The organism is Methylobacterium sp. D53M (assembly GCF_053345625.1).
Genome location: NZ_JBKFAL010000024.1, coordinates 16402 through 34468 on the forward strand (window position 1 = coordinate 16402; position 18067 = coordinate 34468).

General features: G+C 64.4%; 16 protein-coding genes and 5 pseudogenes. 12 read left to right on the forward strand and 9 right to left on the reverse strand.

What is annotated here, in order from left to right; genetic code table 11:
* The first annotated feature begins 73 nt into the window (after positions 1-73).
* The 9 genes and pseudogenes from ACLBYG_RS25230 to ACLBYG_RS25270 all read left to right on the forward strand — a co-directional run.
* Positions 74-1345 (forward strand): hypothetical protein, encoded by a 1272-nt coding sequence (locus ACLBYG_RS25230; protein ID WP_447683293.1) that lies wholly within the window; start codon positions 74-76, stop codon positions 1343-1345.
* A gap of 76 nt (positions 1346-1421) precedes the next feature.
* Positions 1422-2144, forward strand: a complete 723-nt coding sequence (locus tag ACLBYG_RS25235) for a winged helix-turn-helix domain-containing protein (RefSeq protein ID WP_447683294.1) — start codon at positions 1422-1424, stop codon at positions 2142-2144.
* A gap of 333 nt (positions 2145-2477) precedes the next feature.
* Positions 2478-2912, forward strand: coding sequence for a hypothetical protein (locus ACLBYG_RS25240; protein ID WP_447683295.1), 435 nt, complete (start codon positions 2478-2480; stop codon positions 2910-2912).
* A gap of 115 nt (positions 2913-3027) precedes the next feature.
* Positions 3028-3195, forward strand: coding sequence for a hypothetical protein (locus tag ACLBYG_RS25245; RefSeq protein WP_447683296.1), 168 nt, complete (start codon positions 3028-3030; stop codon positions 3193-3195).
* A gap of 26 nt (positions 3196-3221) precedes the next feature.
* A pseudogene (locus tag ACLBYG_RS25250) lies at positions 3222-3350 on the forward strand (integrase core domain-containing protein); the annotation flags it as partial.
* Between the two features lie 128 nt (positions 3351-3478).
* On the forward strand, positions 3479-3919 hold the full coding sequence (locus tag ACLBYG_RS25255) for a hypothetical protein (protein ID WP_447683297.1): 441 nt from the start codon (positions 3479-3481) through the stop codon (positions 3917-3919).
* Between the two features lie 5 nt (positions 3920-3924).
* Positions 3925-4437: a hypothetical protein gene (locus ACLBYG_RS25260; protein ID WP_447683298.1), complete on the forward strand. Its 513-nt coding sequence runs from the start codon at positions 3925-3927 to the stop codon at positions 4435-4437.
* Positions 4434-5861, forward strand: coding sequence for a hypothetical protein (locus ACLBYG_RS25265; protein ID WP_447683299.1), 1428 nt, complete (start codon positions 4434-4436; stop codon positions 5859-5861). The genes ACLBYG_RS25260 and ACLBYG_RS25265 overlap by 4 nt, the downstream gene beginning before the upstream one ends.
* 290 nt (positions 5862-6151) lie before the next feature.
* Positions 6152-6548 (forward strand): annotated as a pseudogene (locus tag ACLBYG_RS25270) (transposase family protein); the annotation flags it as partial.
* A 57-nt stretch (positions 6549-6605) separates the two neighbouring features.
* Here the strand turns inward: ACLBYG_RS25270 and ACLBYG_RS25275 are convergent.
* Positions 6606-7668: pseudogene (locus tag ACLBYG_RS25275) on the reverse strand (IS3 family transposase); the annotation flags it as partial.
* Between the two features lie 346 nt (positions 7669-8014).
* On the opposite strand from ACLBYG_RS25275, the pseudogene ACLBYG_RS25280 reads away from it, so the two are divergent.
* Positions 8015-9274: pseudogene (locus tag ACLBYG_RS25280) on the forward strand (IS3 family transposase).
* A 113-nt stretch (positions 9275-9387) separates the two neighbouring features.
* Here ACLBYG_RS25280 and ACLBYG_RS25285 read toward each other — a convergent pair.
* The 5 genes from ACLBYG_RS25285 to ACLBYG_RS25305 are packed head-to-tail and all read right to left on the reverse strand — an operon-like array spanning position 9388 to position 14716.
* On the reverse strand, positions 9388-9903 hold the full coding sequence (locus tag ACLBYG_RS25285) for a hypothetical protein (protein ID WP_447683300.1): 516 nt from the start codon (positions 9901-9903) through the stop codon (positions 9388-9390).
* Entirely contained in the window at positions 9900-11858 is a 1959-nt protein-coding gene (locus ACLBYG_RS25290; protein WP_447683301.1) for an AAA family ATPase, read from the reverse strand. Before ACLBYG_RS25290 ends, ACLBYG_RS25285 begins: the two co-directional genes overlap by 4 nt.
* A gap of 4 nt (positions 11859-11862) precedes the next feature.
* Positions 11863-12045 (reverse strand): hypothetical protein, encoded by a 183-nt coding sequence (locus ACLBYG_RS25295; RefSeq protein WP_447683302.1) that lies wholly within the window; start codon positions 12043-12045, stop codon positions 11863-11865.
* A gap of 23 nt (positions 12046-12068) precedes the next feature.
* Positions 12069-14027: a DEAD/DEAH box helicase family protein gene (locus ACLBYG_RS25300; protein ID WP_447683303.1), complete on the reverse strand. Its 1959-nt coding sequence runs from the start codon at positions 14025-14027 to the stop codon at positions 12069-12071.
* Positions 14024-14716 (reverse strand): hypothetical protein, encoded by a 693-nt coding sequence (locus ACLBYG_RS25305; protein ID WP_447683304.1) that lies wholly within the window; start codon positions 14714-14716, stop codon positions 14024-14026. Before ACLBYG_RS25305 ends, ACLBYG_RS25300 begins: the two co-directional genes overlap by 4 nt.
* Before the next feature lie 107 nt (positions 14717-14823).
* On the opposite strand from ACLBYG_RS25305, the gene ACLBYG_RS25310 reads away from it, so the two are divergent.
* Together ACLBYG_RS25310 and ACLBYG_RS25315 are read left to right on the forward strand one after the other, a co-directional pair.
* The gene (locus tag ACLBYG_RS25310) at positions 14824-15195 is read left to right on the forward strand and encodes an ATP-binding protein (RefSeq protein ID WP_447683305.1); all 372 of its coding nucleotides are present in this window, start codon (positions 14824-14826) and stop codon (positions 15193-15195) included.
* A 457-nt stretch (positions 15196-15652) separates the two neighbouring features.
* Positions 15653-15778 (forward strand): annotated as a pseudogene (locus ACLBYG_RS25315) (transposase domain-containing protein); the annotation flags it as partial.
* Between the two features lie 72 nt (positions 15779-15850).
* Here the strand turns inward: ACLBYG_RS25315 and ACLBYG_RS25320 are convergent.
* The 3 genes from ACLBYG_RS25320 to ACLBYG_RS25330 all read right to left on the reverse strand — a co-directional run bounded on the left by ACLBYG_RS25320 (position 15851) and on the right by ACLBYG_RS25330 (position 17685).
* Positions 15851-16105: a hypothetical protein gene (locus ACLBYG_RS25320; RefSeq protein WP_447683306.1), complete on the reverse strand. Its 255-nt coding sequence runs from the start codon at positions 16103-16105 to the stop codon at positions 15851-15853.
* 204 nt (positions 16106-16309) lie between these two features.
* Positions 16310-17041: a hypothetical protein gene (locus ACLBYG_RS25325; RefSeq protein WP_447683307.1), complete on the reverse strand. Its 732-nt coding sequence runs from the start codon at positions 17039-17041 to the stop codon at positions 16310-16312.
* The gene (locus ACLBYG_RS25330) at positions 16981-17685 is read right to left on the reverse strand and encodes an esterase/lipase family protein (RefSeq protein WP_447683308.1); all 705 of its coding nucleotides are present in this window, start codon (positions 17683-17685) and stop codon (positions 16981-16983) included. Before ACLBYG_RS25330 ends, ACLBYG_RS25325 begins: the two co-directional genes overlap by 61 nt.
* Between the last annotated feature and the right edge of the window lie 382 nt (positions 17686-18067).

The following is an 18067-nucleotide window of genomic DNA, read 5'->3' on the forward strand; positions in this document are numbered from 1 at the left end:
GGGTCCGGGACGAGCCGGTCGTGCGTCGCCCATCCGGCCTCTCCTCGGCAAAGCCGGGACGAGAGGTCATCCGATGCCGCGAGACCAGATCCTGCCCGATGCCGAGTGGGCGGCCGCGTTCCGTGCCCTGTGCGGCGTACAGGCCGCTTACGACCCGCGTGATCGCATCCCGATGCTCGTGCGCATCCTGGTCGAGACCTACGTCCTGATCCTCGGGGCGACGTCCTCGCTGCGCCAAGTGTTCCAGGACATCGACGAGGCCGATTTCGTCGCCATCGCGCAGGTGTTCCGCCGTGCCTTGGAGAATGACGACCTCGCCTGGACCCCGGTCCCGCGAGACCCAGCCGAGGCGATGGTGTGGGCGGCCGCCCGGGCCCGGGCGGCCGACGCGTTGCTTCACGAGGAGCGAGAGCACGGGCTGCCGGCCGATCCCAACGTCGAGTGGCTCAGCGCCGATGGCGGCCACTTCGTGATCCCCCGCCGGCGGCAGCGGGCGAACAAGCGCGCGCTCGCCAACCAGGCGTTCCGCCGGCGCGCGGTGCTTTACCACCGGATCCTGCCCACGATGTCCGGCGGCTACCGGGTCCGTCTCCACGTGCCCGACGCCGTGACGGACGAGGTGACGGCGGCGTCCATGGTGTTCGGGGCCGCCATGTTCCGGGACCTCGACCTGACATACGACGAACGGCCGATCGTCGTGCGAGAGGTCCGGTGCCTCGATGCCGGGGACACCGTCCTGCGGCAGCTCGCCGAGGCCCGCCGGTCGGGGTGCCATGCGCTCGTCTGGGCCGAGCTCTGCGTGCCCCCGACCCTCCTCGCGCACATCCAGGCCGGGATGGCCGCCTGCCCCCTGGCGGAGATGGGCGACCTGCGCCTGGTCGTGGCCGGATCATGGCACGAGGAGGACGCGTCAGGCACCGGGAACGTGATGGCCGTTCTCGACGGTTTCGGGGAGATCGTCCTGCGCTACCGCAAGATCCTCCGGTACCGGCAGGTCGACGGCGATCGAGAGGGCATCGAGCCGGGCGACGAGTTGCCCGTGCTCGTGCTCGACGACTGCCTCGTGGGCTTCGCGATCTGCCGCGACTTTTGCGAGCGGGACGAGCCGGCCACGGTCGCGGATCTCGACGTCGACCTCGTGATCGTCCCCTCTCTCGGTGACGGGAAGACGCTGGACGGGCATCGCCACACGGCCGGCGACATGGCCACCCGGTTCAACACCCGGGCCTTCGTCGTCCAGCAGGAGTACCCCCTGTCGGCGGGACGGTTGGGTTGGGTCCTCGACGGGGCCGGGGCCGTGTCGGAGCAATCGAACGAGTTCGCCGTGCATCCCCCGAGAAGGTGACGGGGCGGGATCTGGACGGCGGGATGAAACGTTGTAAAATGTTCTCAAGCCAGCTGGTATTCTCTCGAGTAGCCCGATGGACAATGCGATCACCCTCGAGGCTCTGCGTTCTGGCGACGTGGCGCTGGAAGACGCCCGGACCGCGCTTGAGGCCGCCTTGCAGGCCGGCGACTCGGATCAACGCGTCTACGTCGCGCTGCGCGATTGGACCTGGAAGACTTTGACGGGCCATCTGAGTTGCGACGATATGGAAGGATGGCATGCCCTGATCCGGGGCGTGGCGGCGCGCATCGCGTCGCGCAGCGCTGCGCTGTCCGAGCGCCTGCGCGTGCTCAGTGAGATGATCTACACATCCATACGGTTCACCGATGCCAACGCCCTCGAGGACGTGGTCAGGCGCGAGCATGTGGGTGCGATCCTGGGGGCGTTGCGCGCGACCCCCGATGGAGTCCTGTCCCGCGAGGATCTGCGCCGCCGCTTCGGGCTCGGGCAGGCGAATCTGTCCCGTGTCCTTACGATCATGGCGAGCAGCGGCCTCGTGCGGAAGGAGATGCAGGGCCGGAGGGTCTTCGTTCGGCTGCCGGGGTCCGACACGCACCGCCAGCCTTTGACGCACGCGGTCGCCGCACCCTATGACGCGACGACGTACGTCTACCCCTTCAAGGAACTCGGCGGGATGAGCGTAGGGGTGTGCAGGGCGCTCCCGCAATGCACCGGCCTATGGGATCAGGCTTGGCACATCCGGTACAGGTACGCCGAGGTCTTCGATGCCCGTCGGTTGCGCACAAGCGGTTCCTAGCGGCCGAGATCTGCTCGTCGGCCTCGCCTCGCGAGGTCCTCAGCGTAGAATGGCGGTCGTCCCGCTGCGAAGCTCGTTTAAAGAACATACGCTCGACCGTGCCGTCGGCGGGTCGATTGGCGGGCATACCACGCGATCTGCTTCGTCGCGCTGCCTGCCACACTCGCTCGGATCGCCCTCAGGCGAGCATCTGGCGATGGGGCGACGGCCTCCCGCGTACGTCTCAGGCCTGAGAGGACGGCCACCGTGTGACTTGCGGTGCGACGAGGTACTCCAGATTCCCGGGCCGCTGAGATTCCGTGGATCATCACGCATCGGTGGCATGCCGGGTAGTTGCGCGTCGAGCTCGTCCACGAGCCGCTCGTTGCCTCCGCCAAGACGCTCAGCCTCGACGATGAGGTCGTCATCGAGGTGACCGGCAACAGCGCCGCGGTCGAACGCCTGCCGCGCCCACACGTCAAACACGTCGCCGTGGCCAACCCACGGCTCGTTCGCGCGATCACCTACGCTCGCGTGAAGACCGACAAGGTGGATGCCGCGACGCTCGCGAGGCTGCACGCTGCCGGCTTCCTGCCGGAGGTTTGGGTCGCTGACGAGGACACCTACAGCCGCCGACGCCAGATCGCCGAGCACGCCGGCGTCCTGGCGCAGGTTGTCCGGATCAAGGGACGCATGAAAGCGATTCTGCATACCAACCTGATCCCGCTGCGGATTCCGACGGAAGCCGGCCAGCGTTCCGATTTGATGTCCGCCACCATTCCGAGATGAAGCCGGCCACCCCGTAGCCGATATCGGCGACGGATCATCCCCGCGGGTCAGCTACCGCGGCATCCCTGTCCTCGACCACGAGGAACGCGGGATGCCTGACAGGAGATAGCTGACCATGCGACAGATCAAACAGATGCTGCGTCTCGCCCGCGACGGGGTGAGTTCGCAAGAGATCGGACGAACGCTGGGCATCGCCCGCCCGATCGTGCAGGACAACCTCTTCCGAGCGAGCGCTGCCGGCATGACCTGGCCGCTCGGTCCCGAGGTCCCGACGCGGTGCTGAAGCAGCGCCTGTTTGCCCGGGCCGGGGTGGCCGACGCGAAGAGCAAGATCGAGACGTGGCGGCGGCACTACGACGAGAGCCATCGTCACACCGCCCTGGGGTGGCTGACGCCCCAAGAATTCGCCCTGGCGGCGGCCCCGCAGGCCGCCGAATGAGATCCGGAAACTCACCTTCCGGCCGGACCATAATCCGGAGGACCCTCACCCCGCCCACTCACTCGGCAAGGCGCCAGTTCGCGTGACGCGAACTGGAAAACTCGGTAACGCTGGCGCGGGAGGATTCGATGGGGCGAGGAACTTTTCTGGTCGGCTTGGCCGGCGTGGTCTTCGCCCTTGCCTGCCCTCAAGTAAGCCCCGTCGCCGGGCAAGGGCTCGCGACGCAGCTCACCGGCGGCGCCTCGCGGGAATGGGTGTTCAAGCGCATCGTGGTTGCGATGGGCGCGAGCGGCCGTTGCACGTCCGGCGAGACCTACACCTTCGAGCAGGCCAACCATGGCTTGGCCATCCGCGAATGCAAGAACGGCGAACTCGCCGTGTCACGACATTCTTGGCGTCTGGCGAACGCCGGCGCGGGCGACACGTCGCTCGTGATCGAGGGGTTGGGAACGTTCGTCCTCCTATTCCGCGACGCGGCCGACGGAAGCCACTTCTTGCGGCTGCGGAGCCAGGGCCAGGCACCGACGCAACCCACCGTCGACAAGGAATTCCGTCTCAGCGAGGATTGAGAACCGTGGACGAGGCGAGGAAACGGTATTGGGACGTAGCCCTCGGGGTCGCCGCCCCCGTCTTGACCGTGCTGGGCCTTCTCACCGGGGTGTGGCAGTTCTCCGCCGGGGAGCGCAACAAGGTCAGACTGGAAAGCGAGCTTCAATCCCGCAAGGACATCATCGAGTTTCAGAGGAAGCTCTGGCTCGAGAAGCTCGAGGCCTACAAGGCCATCGTGGCGCTTGCCGGCAAGATCGCCGCAGCCGCGGACCAACCGAAGGAAGGCAGCGGGCAGGCCGCAGCCGGGAAGCCCGCCATCGACGGGCTCTGGCGCGATCTCACCGGCGCCTATTGGGGACAGAAGCTCCTCCTGGAAGACGACGACGTCGCCAAAGGCCTGCGCGATTTCTACGACACCGTGCGGGACTTCAGGGACAACTGGGCCGACACGAACAAGGTCAAGATGAAGGCCGATGCGTTGGCCGAGGCCTGCCGGGGAGCCATTCGGCGAAGCGCGCCGCAGGGCGCGCCGAAGTGAGCCCGACACGGCGCCGCGCCGCGCTGCTCACGCTGTTGGCCTTGGGCCTGCTGGCGTCGAGCGCGGCGTGGGCACTGCCGCGCTACCGGACGTTCTTCCTTTCCGTCGGCAACTCGAATTACGTCACCCCGGCTGCGCCGACCCTCCACGGCTTCCCGGATCTGGCAGGGGCGAACTCGAGCGCGCGCACCGTCGCCGGGATCCTGTCGAGGAAGGGAGCGGTCGCCGGCATCACGCTTACCTCCGCGGCGAACCGGTACGTGAGCAAGACCGATTTCGAGCGTGCCCTCGCCGACGTGACCAAGCGCGCGCAGGCGGAGCGGGCGACGAACCCGATCCTGGTGATCTACTTCGCCGGCCACGGCATCTCCGAAGGCGTCGCCTGGAACCACTTCTCGGTGCCGGGCGACTTCGCATATGGCAAGCCGCTGGATCGGCTCGACATCGAGGCGCTCGGCCGCAGCACGATCCACACCGCCGCGCTGGCGGATCGGCTGGACAAGACCGGCCTGCCGTACCTGCTCCTTCTGGATAACTGCTACGAGGGGCGGGAGGCGTCGTTCCGTTCGCCTGTGCTGACCGCCGGGGCCACGAGTAGCCTGAAATCGGTCGCCGGCATCCTTCGGTACGTCAATGAGTTCCACGGACCCAATCCGGTCATCTTCTCGGCCGTGCCTGGGCGGACGGTGCCGCTGGCGCCGGATCCGCGCAACCCGGAGCAGGCGTCTCTGGGTCCGATCGGCCGCAGGCTGGTCCTTCTCGCCTCGCGGCTGTCCGCCTCCGGCGAGGCCCTCCGCCTCTCCGAAGTGGTCGCCGAGCTTACGTCCGCGACCCTGGATCACGCGACCACGCCTCCGGTGACGCATGCCACGGTGCCGGCGGCTGATGCCGTCCTGCTCGGATCCGTCGAGGATTCCGTTTCGGTGGAGAACCGGACTGGCACGGCCACGGCGGAAGCCCCTTGCTGCGAGGCTACGGGTCCCAGAGCGTCGGGGCAGGGGCCGGTTCGCCTCCGCGGCAGCCTAACCTTCCAGGGGCCGCCCGGGGAATACGTCTCGGACGGCAAGGAAATCGCGCTCCCGCCGGGCACGCCGGTCGACCTAATCCAGCCGAATTTCCGGAGCGTCGAGCTTCGATTCGCGACGGATGACGGTTGGGAACTCGAGCTCTCGGCCGCCGAGGGAAGCGAGCTTCGGCTAGGAACGTACCGCGGGGCCACCCGCTATCCGTTCCAGGCGGCCGACAAGCCCGGCCTGTCGTTGTCCGGAGCAGGCCGGGGCTGCAACGAGATCGTCGGGGATTTCACGGTCACCAAGCTCCGCCGCCGTACGGACGGGCAGGTGCGGGAGCTCGCCGCCACGTTCGTCCAGCGCTGCGACGACAACAAAGCCCAACTATCGGGTTCGCTGGTCGTCGCACCGTAAGGTCAGGTTAACCTGAGGGCGGGCTTTCGGTAGCAACGATAAGGCACAGCGCGAGGAGCGATCGGCCGGCTTCGGGACGATGATCCCGAGCCGAAGGCCGGACGTGCGATGTCATCGTACGTGGGAGCAGCCCGCCTGTCACACCCACTTACGATGCAAGCGGTTCCGGTACCGCAAGGATCCGGCGAAGCGCCACTACGTGTGTTTCGGCGTGAAACTTCGGTTCTCCCGCAGGTTCGGTGCTGAGCACTTTGTGAAGCGTTGATCTCTGGGGGGCGGGGGAGAGCGCGATGCGGATCTCGATCCCGTTGTCGCCCTCGGTTTCAGAAGGTGTGCAGGTCGACGAGCTTGCGCTGGACGCCGATGCGCTAACGATCACGGCCAGGACTACCGCAGCCCGCGCAGACTACCCCGCATTGTGGGCGATGGTCGGCCCGGGTGCATAGCTCGTACTGGCGAACCCTGAAGGACCTGCCTTGTCAGGATCGCTCGGTTACGTGGCGAGTGAAGGTGCGCCGCTTCCGCTGCAGCCATTGTCCGGGCCGAATCTTTGCCGAGCCTGTTCCCTGCCTCGCCCGTGCGAGGGCACAGCGCGGCGATCGCTTGGCCGAGGCGCAGACCGATATCGGCATGGCGCTCGGCGGCGAGGCCGGCGCCCGCCTGTCGCGACGGCTTGCCATGCTGGTCATAGTCGCGCTTGAGCGTCTTCACGAACGCCTCCGCGATGCCGTTGCTCTGCGGCTAACGCACCGGGGTGAATAGCAGCCGTAGGCCAAGCGCGGCGGACGCCTGAGCAGTCTCCTTGGCGATGTAGGCGGAGCCGTTGTCGGACAGCCCCTCGACTGGGTGCGGGGTCTTCGTCGCGCCGAGCCGGCGCTTGCAGCAGGCGATCATCAGGTCGCAGACCATCTCGGCCGAGACGCCTGTCGTGGTCGCCGACCACGCCATGATCTCGCGGTCGCACGCGTCGATGGCAAACAGCACGCGGACGACCGCACCGTCCCGGCAGCGCAGTTCGAGGGTGAGAGCACCAGCGCACGTTCGAGCGCAGCGCCACCACGATGCCGTCGTGGGTGCGGCCTGGCCGGCGGGCGGTGTACGGCGCGAGGGTGAGCCCGTTCGCCTGCAGGATGCGCAGCACCCGCTTGGCATTGACGCTCGCTTCGCCGCGCGACCGTAGGGCGCGGTTCACCAGTGCGGTGACGCGGCGATAGCCGTAGCTCGGGCAGGCATGCACGATCGCGCGGATCGTCGGCAGCAGCTGCGCATCCTCGGGCTTGTGGTAGAGGCCGCGCGGCCGAGCAGGTCGACTTAGGAGCTCGGCCAAGTGGGAGCGGGCTACACCGAGCGTGTCGGCGACCGCTTTCACCGCGAACCGCCCGTCGAACCGCCCCAGGAGCTGAGCGGCGAGGTCGTTTTTTTTGTGCGGGCGAGGTCGAGCGCCTCCTTCAGGATCTCGACCTCCATGGTCTTGCGCCCGAGCAGGCGTTCGAGGTCGCGCACGCGCCGCTCCAGCTCGCGAAACCGGCTGGTGCCGACGACCTCCTCGTCGGCGTGCACGGCCTGATGGCCGCCCTCCAGCATGCGCCGCTTCCACGAGAACAGCAGGCTGGGCGAGAGGCCGTAGCGACGAGCGTCGAACGACACGGACGAGCCGGGCTGCTGGCTCTCCTCGACGAGGCGGATCTCCTCATCCTGAGCTTGTCGAAGGATCGGTGGTGGATCAGCGCCGGCGACGCTGAACGTCGGTCAGGATCTCGCAATGCACCGGTGGAGCGGTCGGATCGGATGACATAGCCTTAATCATAGGCCAACGCCTATGCCTTCGTGTGCCATGCCGCCTGTCCGGTCAAAACGGGTGCGGCTCAGGAAGCGAGCGAGGAATTCTATTGCCCTTTAAGGAGCCGAAGGTAGATTCGGCGCATGTTGATGCATCCTCCCAAGCCGCATCCAACCAGGACGCTTGGCCGCTACCATGTCGTTTATGTCAGACATGGGCAGGGAGCGCACACCGTCGCACCATCTCCGCCTCGTGCCGTAAAACGTGCTTGCACTTGCCTATGCAGCCCCCATGGCGTCGATAGGTGAAGTAGCCCCCAAAATGACCGGACAGGGGCTCACGCTTATGGAAGTGTGTGCCTATGACCGACCGTATGGTGAGTTCTAACGACCCGCCCCGCGCCGAACGCGTCGAGGTGATCACCTCCGTCCAGCGGCGTCGGCATTGGACCACGCAGGAGAAGGTGCGCCTCGTCGAGGAGACCTATCTGCCCGGTCAGTCCGTCTCGCTCCTCGCCCGCCGCCACGGGCTGAACGCCAACCAGCTGTTCACGTGGCGTCGGCTGATGGAGCGCGGCGCGTTCACGGCCGCCGGTGCCGGTGAAGAGGTGGTGCCAGCCTCCGAGCTGTGGGCTGCCTGAGCCACAGATCCGCGAACTGCAGCGGCTCCTGGGCAAGAAGACGCTCGAGACCGAGATCCTGCGCGAGGCGATGGAGCGGGTCGTCGCCCCCAAAAAGTTGCCCTCGCGCGTGACCTCGTGGCCGGAGGACGGCCGGTGAGCGCTGTGGCCGCAGCTTTGAGCGTGTCACGCCCGCACCTCGCCTCGTCCAGGCAGGCCTCCCCCGCCTGGAAGCCCAGGGGCCGACGCGGCCGTCCGCCTGCACCCGACGCCGCGTTGCTCGGCGCGATCCAGGCGCTCATCGCCGATCTGCCGACCTACGGCTATCGGCGCGTCCATGCCCTTCTGCGCCGGCAGGCCGAGCGGGACGGTCGGCCTGCACCGAACGCCAAGCGGGTCTACCGGGTCATGAAGGTGCACGGTCTCCTGCTGCAGCGACATGTGGGCGGAGCCGAGACGCGCCGTCACGAGGGCAAGGTGGCGGTGGCCACGCGCAACACGCGCTGGTGCTCGGACGGGCTAGAGATCGCAGCAGAGAACGGTGAGCGTGTGCGGGTCGCCTTCGCGCTCGATTGCTGCGATCGGGAAGCGATGAGCTACGTGGCGACCACGGCGGGCATCACGGGCGAGGACGTCCGCGACCTGATGGTGGCGGCCGTCGAGCATCGCTTCGGGGCGGTCAACCAGCTACCGAGCCTGATCGAGTGGCTGACTGACAACGGCAGTTGCTACGTCGCCCGCGACACTCGCCGCTTCGCCCGCGAGCTCGGCTTGATACCGAAGACGACGCCGCTGGAGAGCCCGCAGAGCAACGGCATGGCCGAAGCGTTCGTGCGAACCTTGAAACGCGACTACGTGCGTGTCTCGGTGCTACCGGATGCCGAGAGCGTGCTGCGCCAGCTCCCCGTTTGGCTGGCGCACTACAACGACCTTCATCCTCATCGCGCGCTCGGCTACCGCTCGCCGCGCGAGTTCATCACCCGATCAACCCAGGAGACCCTGTCCGGTTTTTAGGGGGCAACAACAATAGGCCAGGAGCCGAACTGACCTACGACGATCGTGTGCGCCCGTTCACTTCGCGAGAGGTATCGCGGCGGCAAGAGGCCGGCTCGACGGTGGCAACCCGATTAAGATCCCGTCGGGGCAGCCTGTCCCCCTGGGCGCTGCAGATCCGGCTCCTCCGCCTGCGCAGTCCAGCGCTTATGATACGCAACCAGGAAATCCTCCAGCGTGCGCGGGGCGTCGATGCTCTCCCGGATGAGTTCGAAGCCCCTCGCCGCATAGCGGCTGAGAAGCTTCGTGCCCTCCTCCTTCAGGTGCGTGCCGCCGTCGCCCATGTCGATCAAGCCGCGGAACTCGCGTTGGAGGGTCTCTTTGGTGATCGGTACGCCCTGGCGGCGCATCTCGGCTTCGACGAGAAGGCCGGCGATGATGGAGGCGTAGGGCTTGTGGGCCGCGGTGTAGCCTTTCACGAACTCGGTGGGTTCCAGGTCCGTCTCCGGCGCGAGCCGACCGTCATCGAACCCGACCATCAGGCAGAGGTAGAATTGATCGAAGTCCGTGTCGAAGCGCGCGCCACCGTCAACACGGCCCTGGATCTTCTTGAAGTATTCGCGCATGCCCTTGGGGCGCCGGAGGGTCATGCCGCTACCCCGGCGGCAGGCGCTGCGTCGTCCTCGTCCTGGAACGTGCGGAAGGCTTCCTCCCCCTCGCGCTGCTCCGCCATGCCATGAGGTCCGCGCACGAGGGTGATGAACCGCGCCTCGTGGCGGCCGTAGAAGGCCTCGGCGAATTCCTGCCGCTCGGTCGAGATGACGAACATGATGGTCTGCTCAAAGAGCTCGGGCACGACCTTGATCACCTCGCGCCGCATCTCGGCGTCGAGGGGGAGGGCCGGACTGTCGACGATGAAGGGGAGGCGGTGATTGGCGCTCTCGAACAGCGACGCCAGGAAGGCGTAGGCGATCGAGAGGCTTTGGCCTTCGCTCACGTTGTCCTTCCGCGCCAGGTTGCGAGCGCTGAGTTCCAGCGCGCTACCGATGCGGACGACCTCGAGACGTTCAGCCGGGACCAGTTGGGCGAGCTTGACATTGGTCGCGGTGCGAATCTTCTCGCGCAAGAGGTTCAACGCCTCGGCCTCGATGTTGTCGAGAACCTTCTGTGCAATGCGCGACTGAAGCAGCAGCTTGTGGGTGTCGGTGGCGGTGTTGTAGCGCTCCTCACATTCCGCGGTGTGTGCCCGGCACTTCGGGATGTTGTGCTCCCAGCCGAGACCGTGGTGCAGCTGGACTGCCGGATCGTTCGTGTCGAGCCGCTCCAACTGGCTTTCCAAGCTGCCTATGTCGCGTTGTCGGTCATCGGCCCGCGCCTTCATGTCGGCAAGCTCCTGGCCGCCCGCGGCTAGGTAGGATGCGTGCTTGGCGTCCAGCTCCTGCTTGATCCGGCGCCGTTCGCGGATGCGCGCCACGAGCGTGGCCACGGGTTGGTCCAACCGGGCGGGCTCCTCCTCGGTGGTGCGGATCAAGGTCTTCATGTGATTTATCAGGCCGGATTCCTCAGCCGCCATGTAGGTGGCGGCCTTCGCGAGGATCCTTTCCCGGATCTCCGGGGTGATCTCCTCGTTGCAGACGCAGCGTTCCCCGTCCGCCAGCTCCTGGAAGAACTCGGCGGTGGCGGTCTCCGGCAGCTGCAAGGCCTGGAGGTTGGCGGCGAGGGTGCGCAGCCTGGCAAGCGCCCTTGGGCAGGACAGGAATGGCGACTGGACGGAGACCTTGATCTCGTTGGTCTCGGTGAGGATGACGATGTTGGCGTTGCGCAGAGCTTCCTCCAAGGCGCCAAGTTCCCTGGCGGCCTCCTCGTTCTCCCCGATGCGGTCGCCGATCTCCTTGATGATCCTATCGCGCTCGGCGATCGCGTCGTCCCTGTCGCCGATGATCATCGCACGCCGGGCCTCGAGCGCCTGGAGCTTCTGCCGAGCCGCCTGGAGTCCTTTGTGCAGCCGCTCGACATGCCGCTTGTCCCTAGCCTGGGTGACGGCGGCGACCCGCTTCTGCTGATCATTCAGAAGCCGCTCGATCGTCTCGCGCAGTGCCTTGAGCCGGTCGAGTCCGTAGAGCGTACGGATCGCATGGCTGGCTCGATCCGAGCTGTGGCTGCGGATCTTCCGCGCGAGTTCGCCGTCGAACACGAAGAGTTCGGCGAAGTCCGGGGTCATCAGGCTTCGCACTTCCCTCGGCAGCGCATGGGCGTCGAGCAGCCCGCCATCGGCTTCGCTCGCCCGAGCGGTGCTAAAGCTGTGCTCGCCGGATTGATAATCGAAATTCATGGTGACGACATGAAGCCGCTCGTCAATGAGGAACCGGAGTTGGAAGAGGCCCACCGACTCGCCATCCTCAGGCCGTAGGCCCCGCACGGCGTCCGCATCCAGCTTGCGGCCGGTGAGGGCCGCGCGGATGAGCGACATCGTGGTGGTCTTTCCACCGCCGTTGTTCATCTGGATCAATGTCCATCGCGGGGGACTGCTCGACAGGTCGATATCGATGTCGCGCAGGTTTCCGCGGATGTTGCGGCATTTCCATCCGGTAATTCGAAGCCGCATCGACTCAAGCCCCGGTATCGCTGTCGACGTCCACGATGGCCACCAGGCCGGCGACGTCATGATCCTCGACCATGCCGTCGCCGGCGTTGCGGATAAGGGCACGGAGGCGCGATTTGAACTCCTCGGGCTGCTCCGTTGCCTCCAGCACCAAGTCAGCGGCTTCGAGCAGTTCGGACGGCGTGGACATGAACCCTCAACCCAAACGGTGCCTTAGGGGATGGCCGGGTCCGATTGGCGCGCACGCGTCATCGAGAGCGCCTGCAACCAATCGCGACGCGCCTGATCGGCGGTGGGCGGTCCCCCGCCCGCCACATCGATATCATCGTTTCGGATGAAATCGACCACCGTGGCGCGTTTCGCAGGGTTGCTCACGTCCTTCCGGAGGCAGCGGCCGAGTCGCTGGACCGTCTCCAGCCGCGACCGAGATGAGGCGAACAGAACGACCGAATTGACCGACTGGATGTCGATCCCTTCCGAGATGCGGTGACAGGTGATGAGCGCATCGAGTTCCCCACGCGCGAAGCGGATAAGGTTCGATCTGTCGTCCTCGGCGTAGTATGTGTGGTAGCGCGGCGCGATTGGGAGAATGATCTCTTGGACAGCCATGCCGTAGCGGGCGTTGTCCACGAAGAGGATCGCCCGGTGCAAAATCTTCGGATGCGTACGCAGGAAGTCGGCGAAGACGGGCAGCTTGGTCGGCGAGGACTTCGCGACCTGGGCGATGTCGCGGTACATGGTCTCCTTGCCGGGAGCCTGGCCGGCACGAACCTTGGCGTGATAGCTGGAGATGGCGCGCCGGACAGCGGCCTTGTCCTTGTCCGAGAAGTCGTAGTGCAGCGGCACATAGTCGAACTCGCAGAGGATCCCCCGCCCGATGGCATCCTCTAGGCCGAAGCGAAAGACGACCGGGCCGATCTCATGCTCGATGAAGTCGGTCCCGTCCTGGTCGTATTCCCGCTCCGGCGTGGCGCTGAGACCCAGCCGGTAGCGGCATGCCCGTAGGCGGCCGGAGAGGCCGGCAACCAGGGTCGGCGACCCCATCCCGTGAACCTCGTCGCAGATCAGCAGGGTCTCGGCGGCGACCGAAGCGGGAAGGCGCAACATGACCGCGCCGAGGGTTTGGCGCGACGCCAGCAGGATGGCCCCGGATGGATCGTTGAGGAAGGACAGCGCCTCGTGGCAGTCGCCGTAGGAACGGTGCACGACGAAGCCCGCCACCTTGCAGAGTTCCGCGTACCATTGGTCGAGCAGATCCGTGCCCGACATCGTGACGATTGCCGAAAGAATCCGCCCGTCCCGGGCTAATTCGCCCAGGATCCGCAGCGCCGTGCGGGTCTTGCCGGTGCCGGTGGCCATTTCCAGCACCCCGGCGCCGGATTCCATGAAGGCTTCGACGGCCTCGTCCTGATGCCGCCAGCGCACATCGGATGGTGGCGGGACCTGCCTCGGGCCTGCGCGGACAGGTGCGCGCGCCGGCGCCAGGGCTTCGAGGCCCTCCCGAACGGCCTCCGGCAGGGCCAGCACCCGAACGTGCGGCATCTGGCCAGCCCACAGCCGCTCGAATCTCTGCGAATGGATGGCGACCCGCTTGGCATCGGACGGGCTCATCCAGCTATAAAAGAGGCTGATGGCCTCGAAGTTGGCGAACGCCTTGGCGCTGTCATTCTGCGACCCGTGGAAGGCGATGGCGTCGTCCCGGCGATCGCGGAAGACGCCAAACTTGTCGTGGAAATCGCCCTCCAGACCGTCGGCGGGAAGCGCCAGGCGGAAATCCAGCACGCCGTCAGCCACCATCAGGCCCAGGCTCGCCACGTCCGCGTCGAGGCCGGCGGCCACCAAGGCCCGCAGCTCGCGTTCCAGGGCCCCACGCAGCGCGCTGTCCCGCCGCGCCTCCGTTCCTGCGCGAATGAGTTCCCAATCCGTGGGGCTGAGGTTGGGACTGACGAGGAAGCGCGCCATGCCGCCACCAGCGGCGAAGGCGGAGAGGCCCCGCGATACCATCCGCAGCCAGCCGGACGTGAAGTAGCCCACCCCGCGATCGTAGCTTGCGGCAACACCGAGGGCAGGCTCGTAGAACGACTCGATGATCTGGTCGGTCGAGGTCTGCAGCAGCAGGGGCGTGGGCAGCTCCCGAAGGCCTTGCCCTGACCCTGGGCGCAGCAGGCTCACGCGCGGCGCTCCACGCGGCCGGAGTCGAGGAACTTCATGAAGTCGCGGCGTTCTGGAGTCGGCTGAAAAAGCGGCAGACCGAGGATGCTGACGAGGGCGTCCAGGAGGAGTTTCACCTCACGGCCAGTGAAGGATTGCCAGTCCGTGTCCGTCGCGTGCTTGACCGCGTGGATGTGAACCCTGTTGCGTAGCTGGCGCAGGACCTTGAGATGGCCATAGACGGCATGGTCGAGTTGTCCCAGCAGCTGGCGCTTCTCCGTGCGCTTCACCATCGCGTCGAGGGTCATTTCCTCGATCTCCGGTTGGACCAGCTTCTCTTCGACCATGTTGACGATGCGCAGCGTCTGGCCACCGTGCGCGAACTCGGGGGAGGCAATGTCCTTGATCGATTTCCATGACCGGGTGCGCGCGCCGCCGGTGGTCAGCAGCAGATACCACAGGATGGCTTCGACGACCCCCATGCCGACCACGACGATCGACTTGCAAGTCTGGCTGTGGAGCGTGCGCGTGACGTCCCCGTGTTCGAGCACGCCGAGAAGGTGGTCGATGTATTGCAGCGAGTAGGCGATGTTCCGCACGTACGGCCGATGGTGCTGCAGGGCAGCGTGGGCTGGAAGGCCACGGTTCAAATACACGAACAGGGCATCGACATCGACGGTGTCGCGGCGCTTGCCTAGGTCAGCGCTCATCTGGCTCCACAAGGCTCGCCGCGGCGGCCGTTCGTCCCGAACGTCCAATCATGGCCAAGGATTGACGCCTCGGCGTCATCTTCGCAAGCCCGGGCCGGCGCCCGGCGTTGCCCGGGTGCCGCGAGATCGGCGAGCGACCGGAAGGGGCCGATGGCCATCGGGACGGGTCACGGGCTGGGGTACACGTTTTCGAAAGGGGCGGGGGACTACGGGCCATCCTCGCCCCTGACCTGCCTGACGGCCTCGTCGGGGGCGAGGATCGGCTGCAGCAGGTGCTGCTCAACCTGATCGACAACGCTATCAAGTTCAAGCAGGCGGGGCGAGTGGAGCTCGGCGTCGCCGCTGAGAGGGCCGCTTCAGGCCGCGCGCGGCTACGATTCCAAGTCAACGACATGGGGCCCGGAATTCCCGGCTATCCGGATTTCGGTGTGGAACCGTCAATCCGGTGGCATGGATGCTTCGGTGCCGTTGACGCGTGAACGGATCGCGAACAAGTTCGTTTCCGCATGCAAACGATCTCCGTCCTATACCGCTGCACGGACGAGACATGGGTCAGCCTCACGTCGCTGCGTCGCGTCTGCTCGGAAGCCGTGCGCACCGTCTATGCCAATGCACGGCGCGCCGACGGGACGGCAGAAGGAACTGCGCGACTTCGTCAAGGCGCGCTTCGCTCATCTGCGGATCGCCGACGCTTGGCTCCTGCAATGCGCCACGCTGGAAGGCATGGACCTGAGGTGCATCCGGCCGGACGGCAGCATGGTGTTCGGCGGCCGGCCGCAACTTGAGCGGCGCAGGAAGGGCCTGATCGACCGCGAGGCGTGGCGCGAGGCGCGCCAGCGACCCCTGTGTTCCCGGGGCGGCGCCACCCAACTCGGCAACCGCCACTTCCGGCTCGCGCCTGATGCGGCGGTGGCCGGCCGGGCGCAGGGCATCGACCTCAAGCCGCAGGCTTACCTGGCCGACATCATCACCCGCATCGTCGAGGGCCATCCGCAGCGGCACCTCGATGATCTGCTGCCAAGGGCCTACCAGCCAACGCCAGCCCTCAAAGCCTTGGCCTGAGGACAGCGCTTACTCAGAGCCGGTGGTAACAGGAATATTTGGTTCCCCCTTCGCGATCACAAGCTCCTCGGATTACGCAGTGCGCTCGATCCGGCGCACCACGAAGTCGAGGCGGGCAAACAGCGTCTCCGCGTCGCCGTCGTTGAGGATGGGATAGGCCTGCGCGATGCCGGCCGCGGAGAAGTGACCGCCCGCGATCGCGGACAGGTCGGGGCGCTCGATGCGCAGCACGAGCCCGCCAAGCCCGCGCAAGGCGGCGGCCTCGTTCTCGGACCGGCAATCTTCGGCGACGATGCCGAGTGCACCGCGCTGGATTGCGCGCAGCACGGCCTCCTACCAGGCCGAGGTCCAGAAGCCGTCGCCCATCAGTTCACGGCCCCAGGCAGTGCCGAGCTGCTGCATCGCGTAGCGGAGCGAGAGGCCGGCGAATTATACGGCCGCGCTAGCTGTCGAAGCCATCTCCTCGTCCACAGCTTTGATTTTTTTAGAAGTTAATATATCCATGATGAGCGAATGACGAACTTGTTACACTCATTTTGACTGCATCCGGACAAGAAGGTCAATGTTCTCTAGGATTTTATTAGTATCTGATGGTGCGCCCTCTATGACCGGTAATTTCAGGACGCGAACATCTTTCTTATAATCACCGACCATAGCGCCTCCTATCCATTCATTTATACTTAGAAATACGCTGATGTCGTCGTATATACGACTATGAATTAATGTCTTGATGTTTTCCCAACGTGCGATGCCTGGAGTTCCGTGAATATATGGTTGCCAGCCGACCGGCCGCTCATGAGCTGAAGATGAAATCAGAAGGTGATCTAGATATTTCTCTTCACCATATATCTTATTCTTCACTAGGCTCGGAAAATAAACACTGGGCAAAATAGCTAAGCAATAAGCTATTGGGGCGAAGATGAGTGTTATGGCTAAAACTAAGGCGTATGTATCGGTAAAATCATTGAGATCCCCATAACTGAATAACCCAAGTCCGAGCCAACCAGTTATAGCAAGGGGGATCACAAGTATCATAATAGTTATTCGTAAAATACTACTTGTGACCCCTTTAAGCATCCAGTCGGTCGACTTTTGTACAAATCTAAGCAGGAAACCAGCTTCATCATGTATTGCGGTAAGTGATAGTAACGGTATCCCATCAACAACGGGCATTGCAGTGGTGGATAGCAGTTTGTATTGTCTTAGCCTAAATGATAAGTCCAGCTTCTCGGTGAAAATGATAACTCGATTGAGGTAGAGCACGCGACACATCTTGAAAAAGAGTATGATAAGCGGTATCCACAGATAGTGAATAACCGATGGTTAGCCACAATTTTATCAACGCCACGAAGCCCGTTTTCCATAGTTATGGCCACGATGGTCAGAATAAATCCAATAACTGATAACATTGAAATCAATGCTGTGTTCATCGAGAATAGAAAAGCCATTACTCGAAGAGTTCTCTGATAGTTTCTCGGTTCTATCGATAGGAATGGTGTTGCTAACGTTATCACGCCATCAACCGAATTCGCAATATCTGACGCCGACATTGCGTAACGAATGACGTTTCCGCCGTGACTATGGCCGATGATGAAGTGCTTGTGTGTCGGCGTTTCTCTATGCAATGTTCTTAAATACGATTGGAGTTTGTTGCCAGCTTTGACTCTTGCGCGGTGTAGATTCAGCCCAGACCAATCGAATATTTCAAATCTGACATTGTTGCCCAATGAATTTTGTAGCGCAGTGCAGAGCGACGAACTTGGTTTGCACCAAGCAGCGCCTCTCGCATATGTTCCATGTACCAGCGTAATCACAACGGGCTGACTATTTTCAGCGTGTAGTGACACGGCAACATCCTTCACAAACGTGTGAGATAGAATTCGAAGACCGATCAACGCCGGCATCATATCTTTTTAGATGCTGAGCCTCGAAAGCCGTCAAGGCGGTGGGTTGGCCCAGCGCCGAAATTTGTCTTAATTTCACTCCGCTTGCCCGAAACGCCATCGACAAAGACATAAATGGACGGTGCATACGATAAATAAGGCCGCTGGCCTTAAATGAATTGGATGCCTTAGCTGGTCGAAAGCCGATCCTGTAGGTTGATCGCATAATAAGAATAGCTTCATAACTGCTACAGGACGTGCTTTATGCCGCCAACGATCAAGTCAAATCTCGCGAGCAGCGTGTCTGGATCTCTATCATTGAGAACGACGTTGACATCTTGGACGCCGGCTTCGGAGACGTGGTCGTCTGCGATTGCGGTTAGGTTCGGCCTCTCGATGCACCGTG

What these genes read in the sequence shown, in the direction of transcription:
- ACLBYG_RS25230 (WP_447683293.1), top strand. Translation starts at nt 74, where the DNA reads ATGCCGCGAGACCAGATCCTGCCCGATGCCGAGTGGGCGGCCGCGTTC.
- ACLBYG_RS25235 (WP_447683294.1), top strand. Translation starts at nt 1,422, where the DNA reads ATGGACAATGCGATCACCCTCGAGGCTCTGCGTTCTGGCGACGTGGCG.
- ACLBYG_RS25245 (WP_447683296.1), top strand. Translation starts at nt 3,028, where the DNA reads ATGCGACAGATCAAACAGATGCTGCGTCTCGCCCGCGACGGGGTGAGT.
- ACLBYG_RS25255 (WP_447683297.1), top strand. Translation starts at nt 3,479, where the DNA reads ATGGGGCGAGGAACTTTTCTGGTCGGCTTGGCCGGCGTGGTCTTCGCC.
- ACLBYG_RS25285 (WP_447683300.1), bottom strand. Translation starts at nt 9,903, where the DNA reads ATGACCCTCCGGCGCCCCAAGGGCATGCGCGAATACTTCAAGAAGATC.
- ACLBYG_RS25290 (WP_447683301.1), bottom strand. Translation starts at nt 11,858, where the DNA reads ATGCGGCTTCGAATTACCGGATGGAAATGCCGCAACATCCGCGGAAAC.
- ACLBYG_RS25295 (WP_447683302.1), bottom strand. Translation starts at nt 12,045, where the DNA reads ATGTCCACGCCGTCCGAACTGCTCGAAGCCGCTGACTTGGTGCTGGAG.
- ACLBYG_RS25305 (WP_447683304.1), bottom strand. Translation starts at nt 14,716, where the DNA reads ATGAGCGCTGACCTAGGCAAGCGCCGCGACACCGTCGATGTCGATGCC.
- ACLBYG_RS25330 (WP_447683308.1), bottom strand. Translation starts at nt 17,685, where the DNA reads ATGATGCCGGCGTTGATCGGTCTTCGAATTCTATCTCACACGTTTGTG.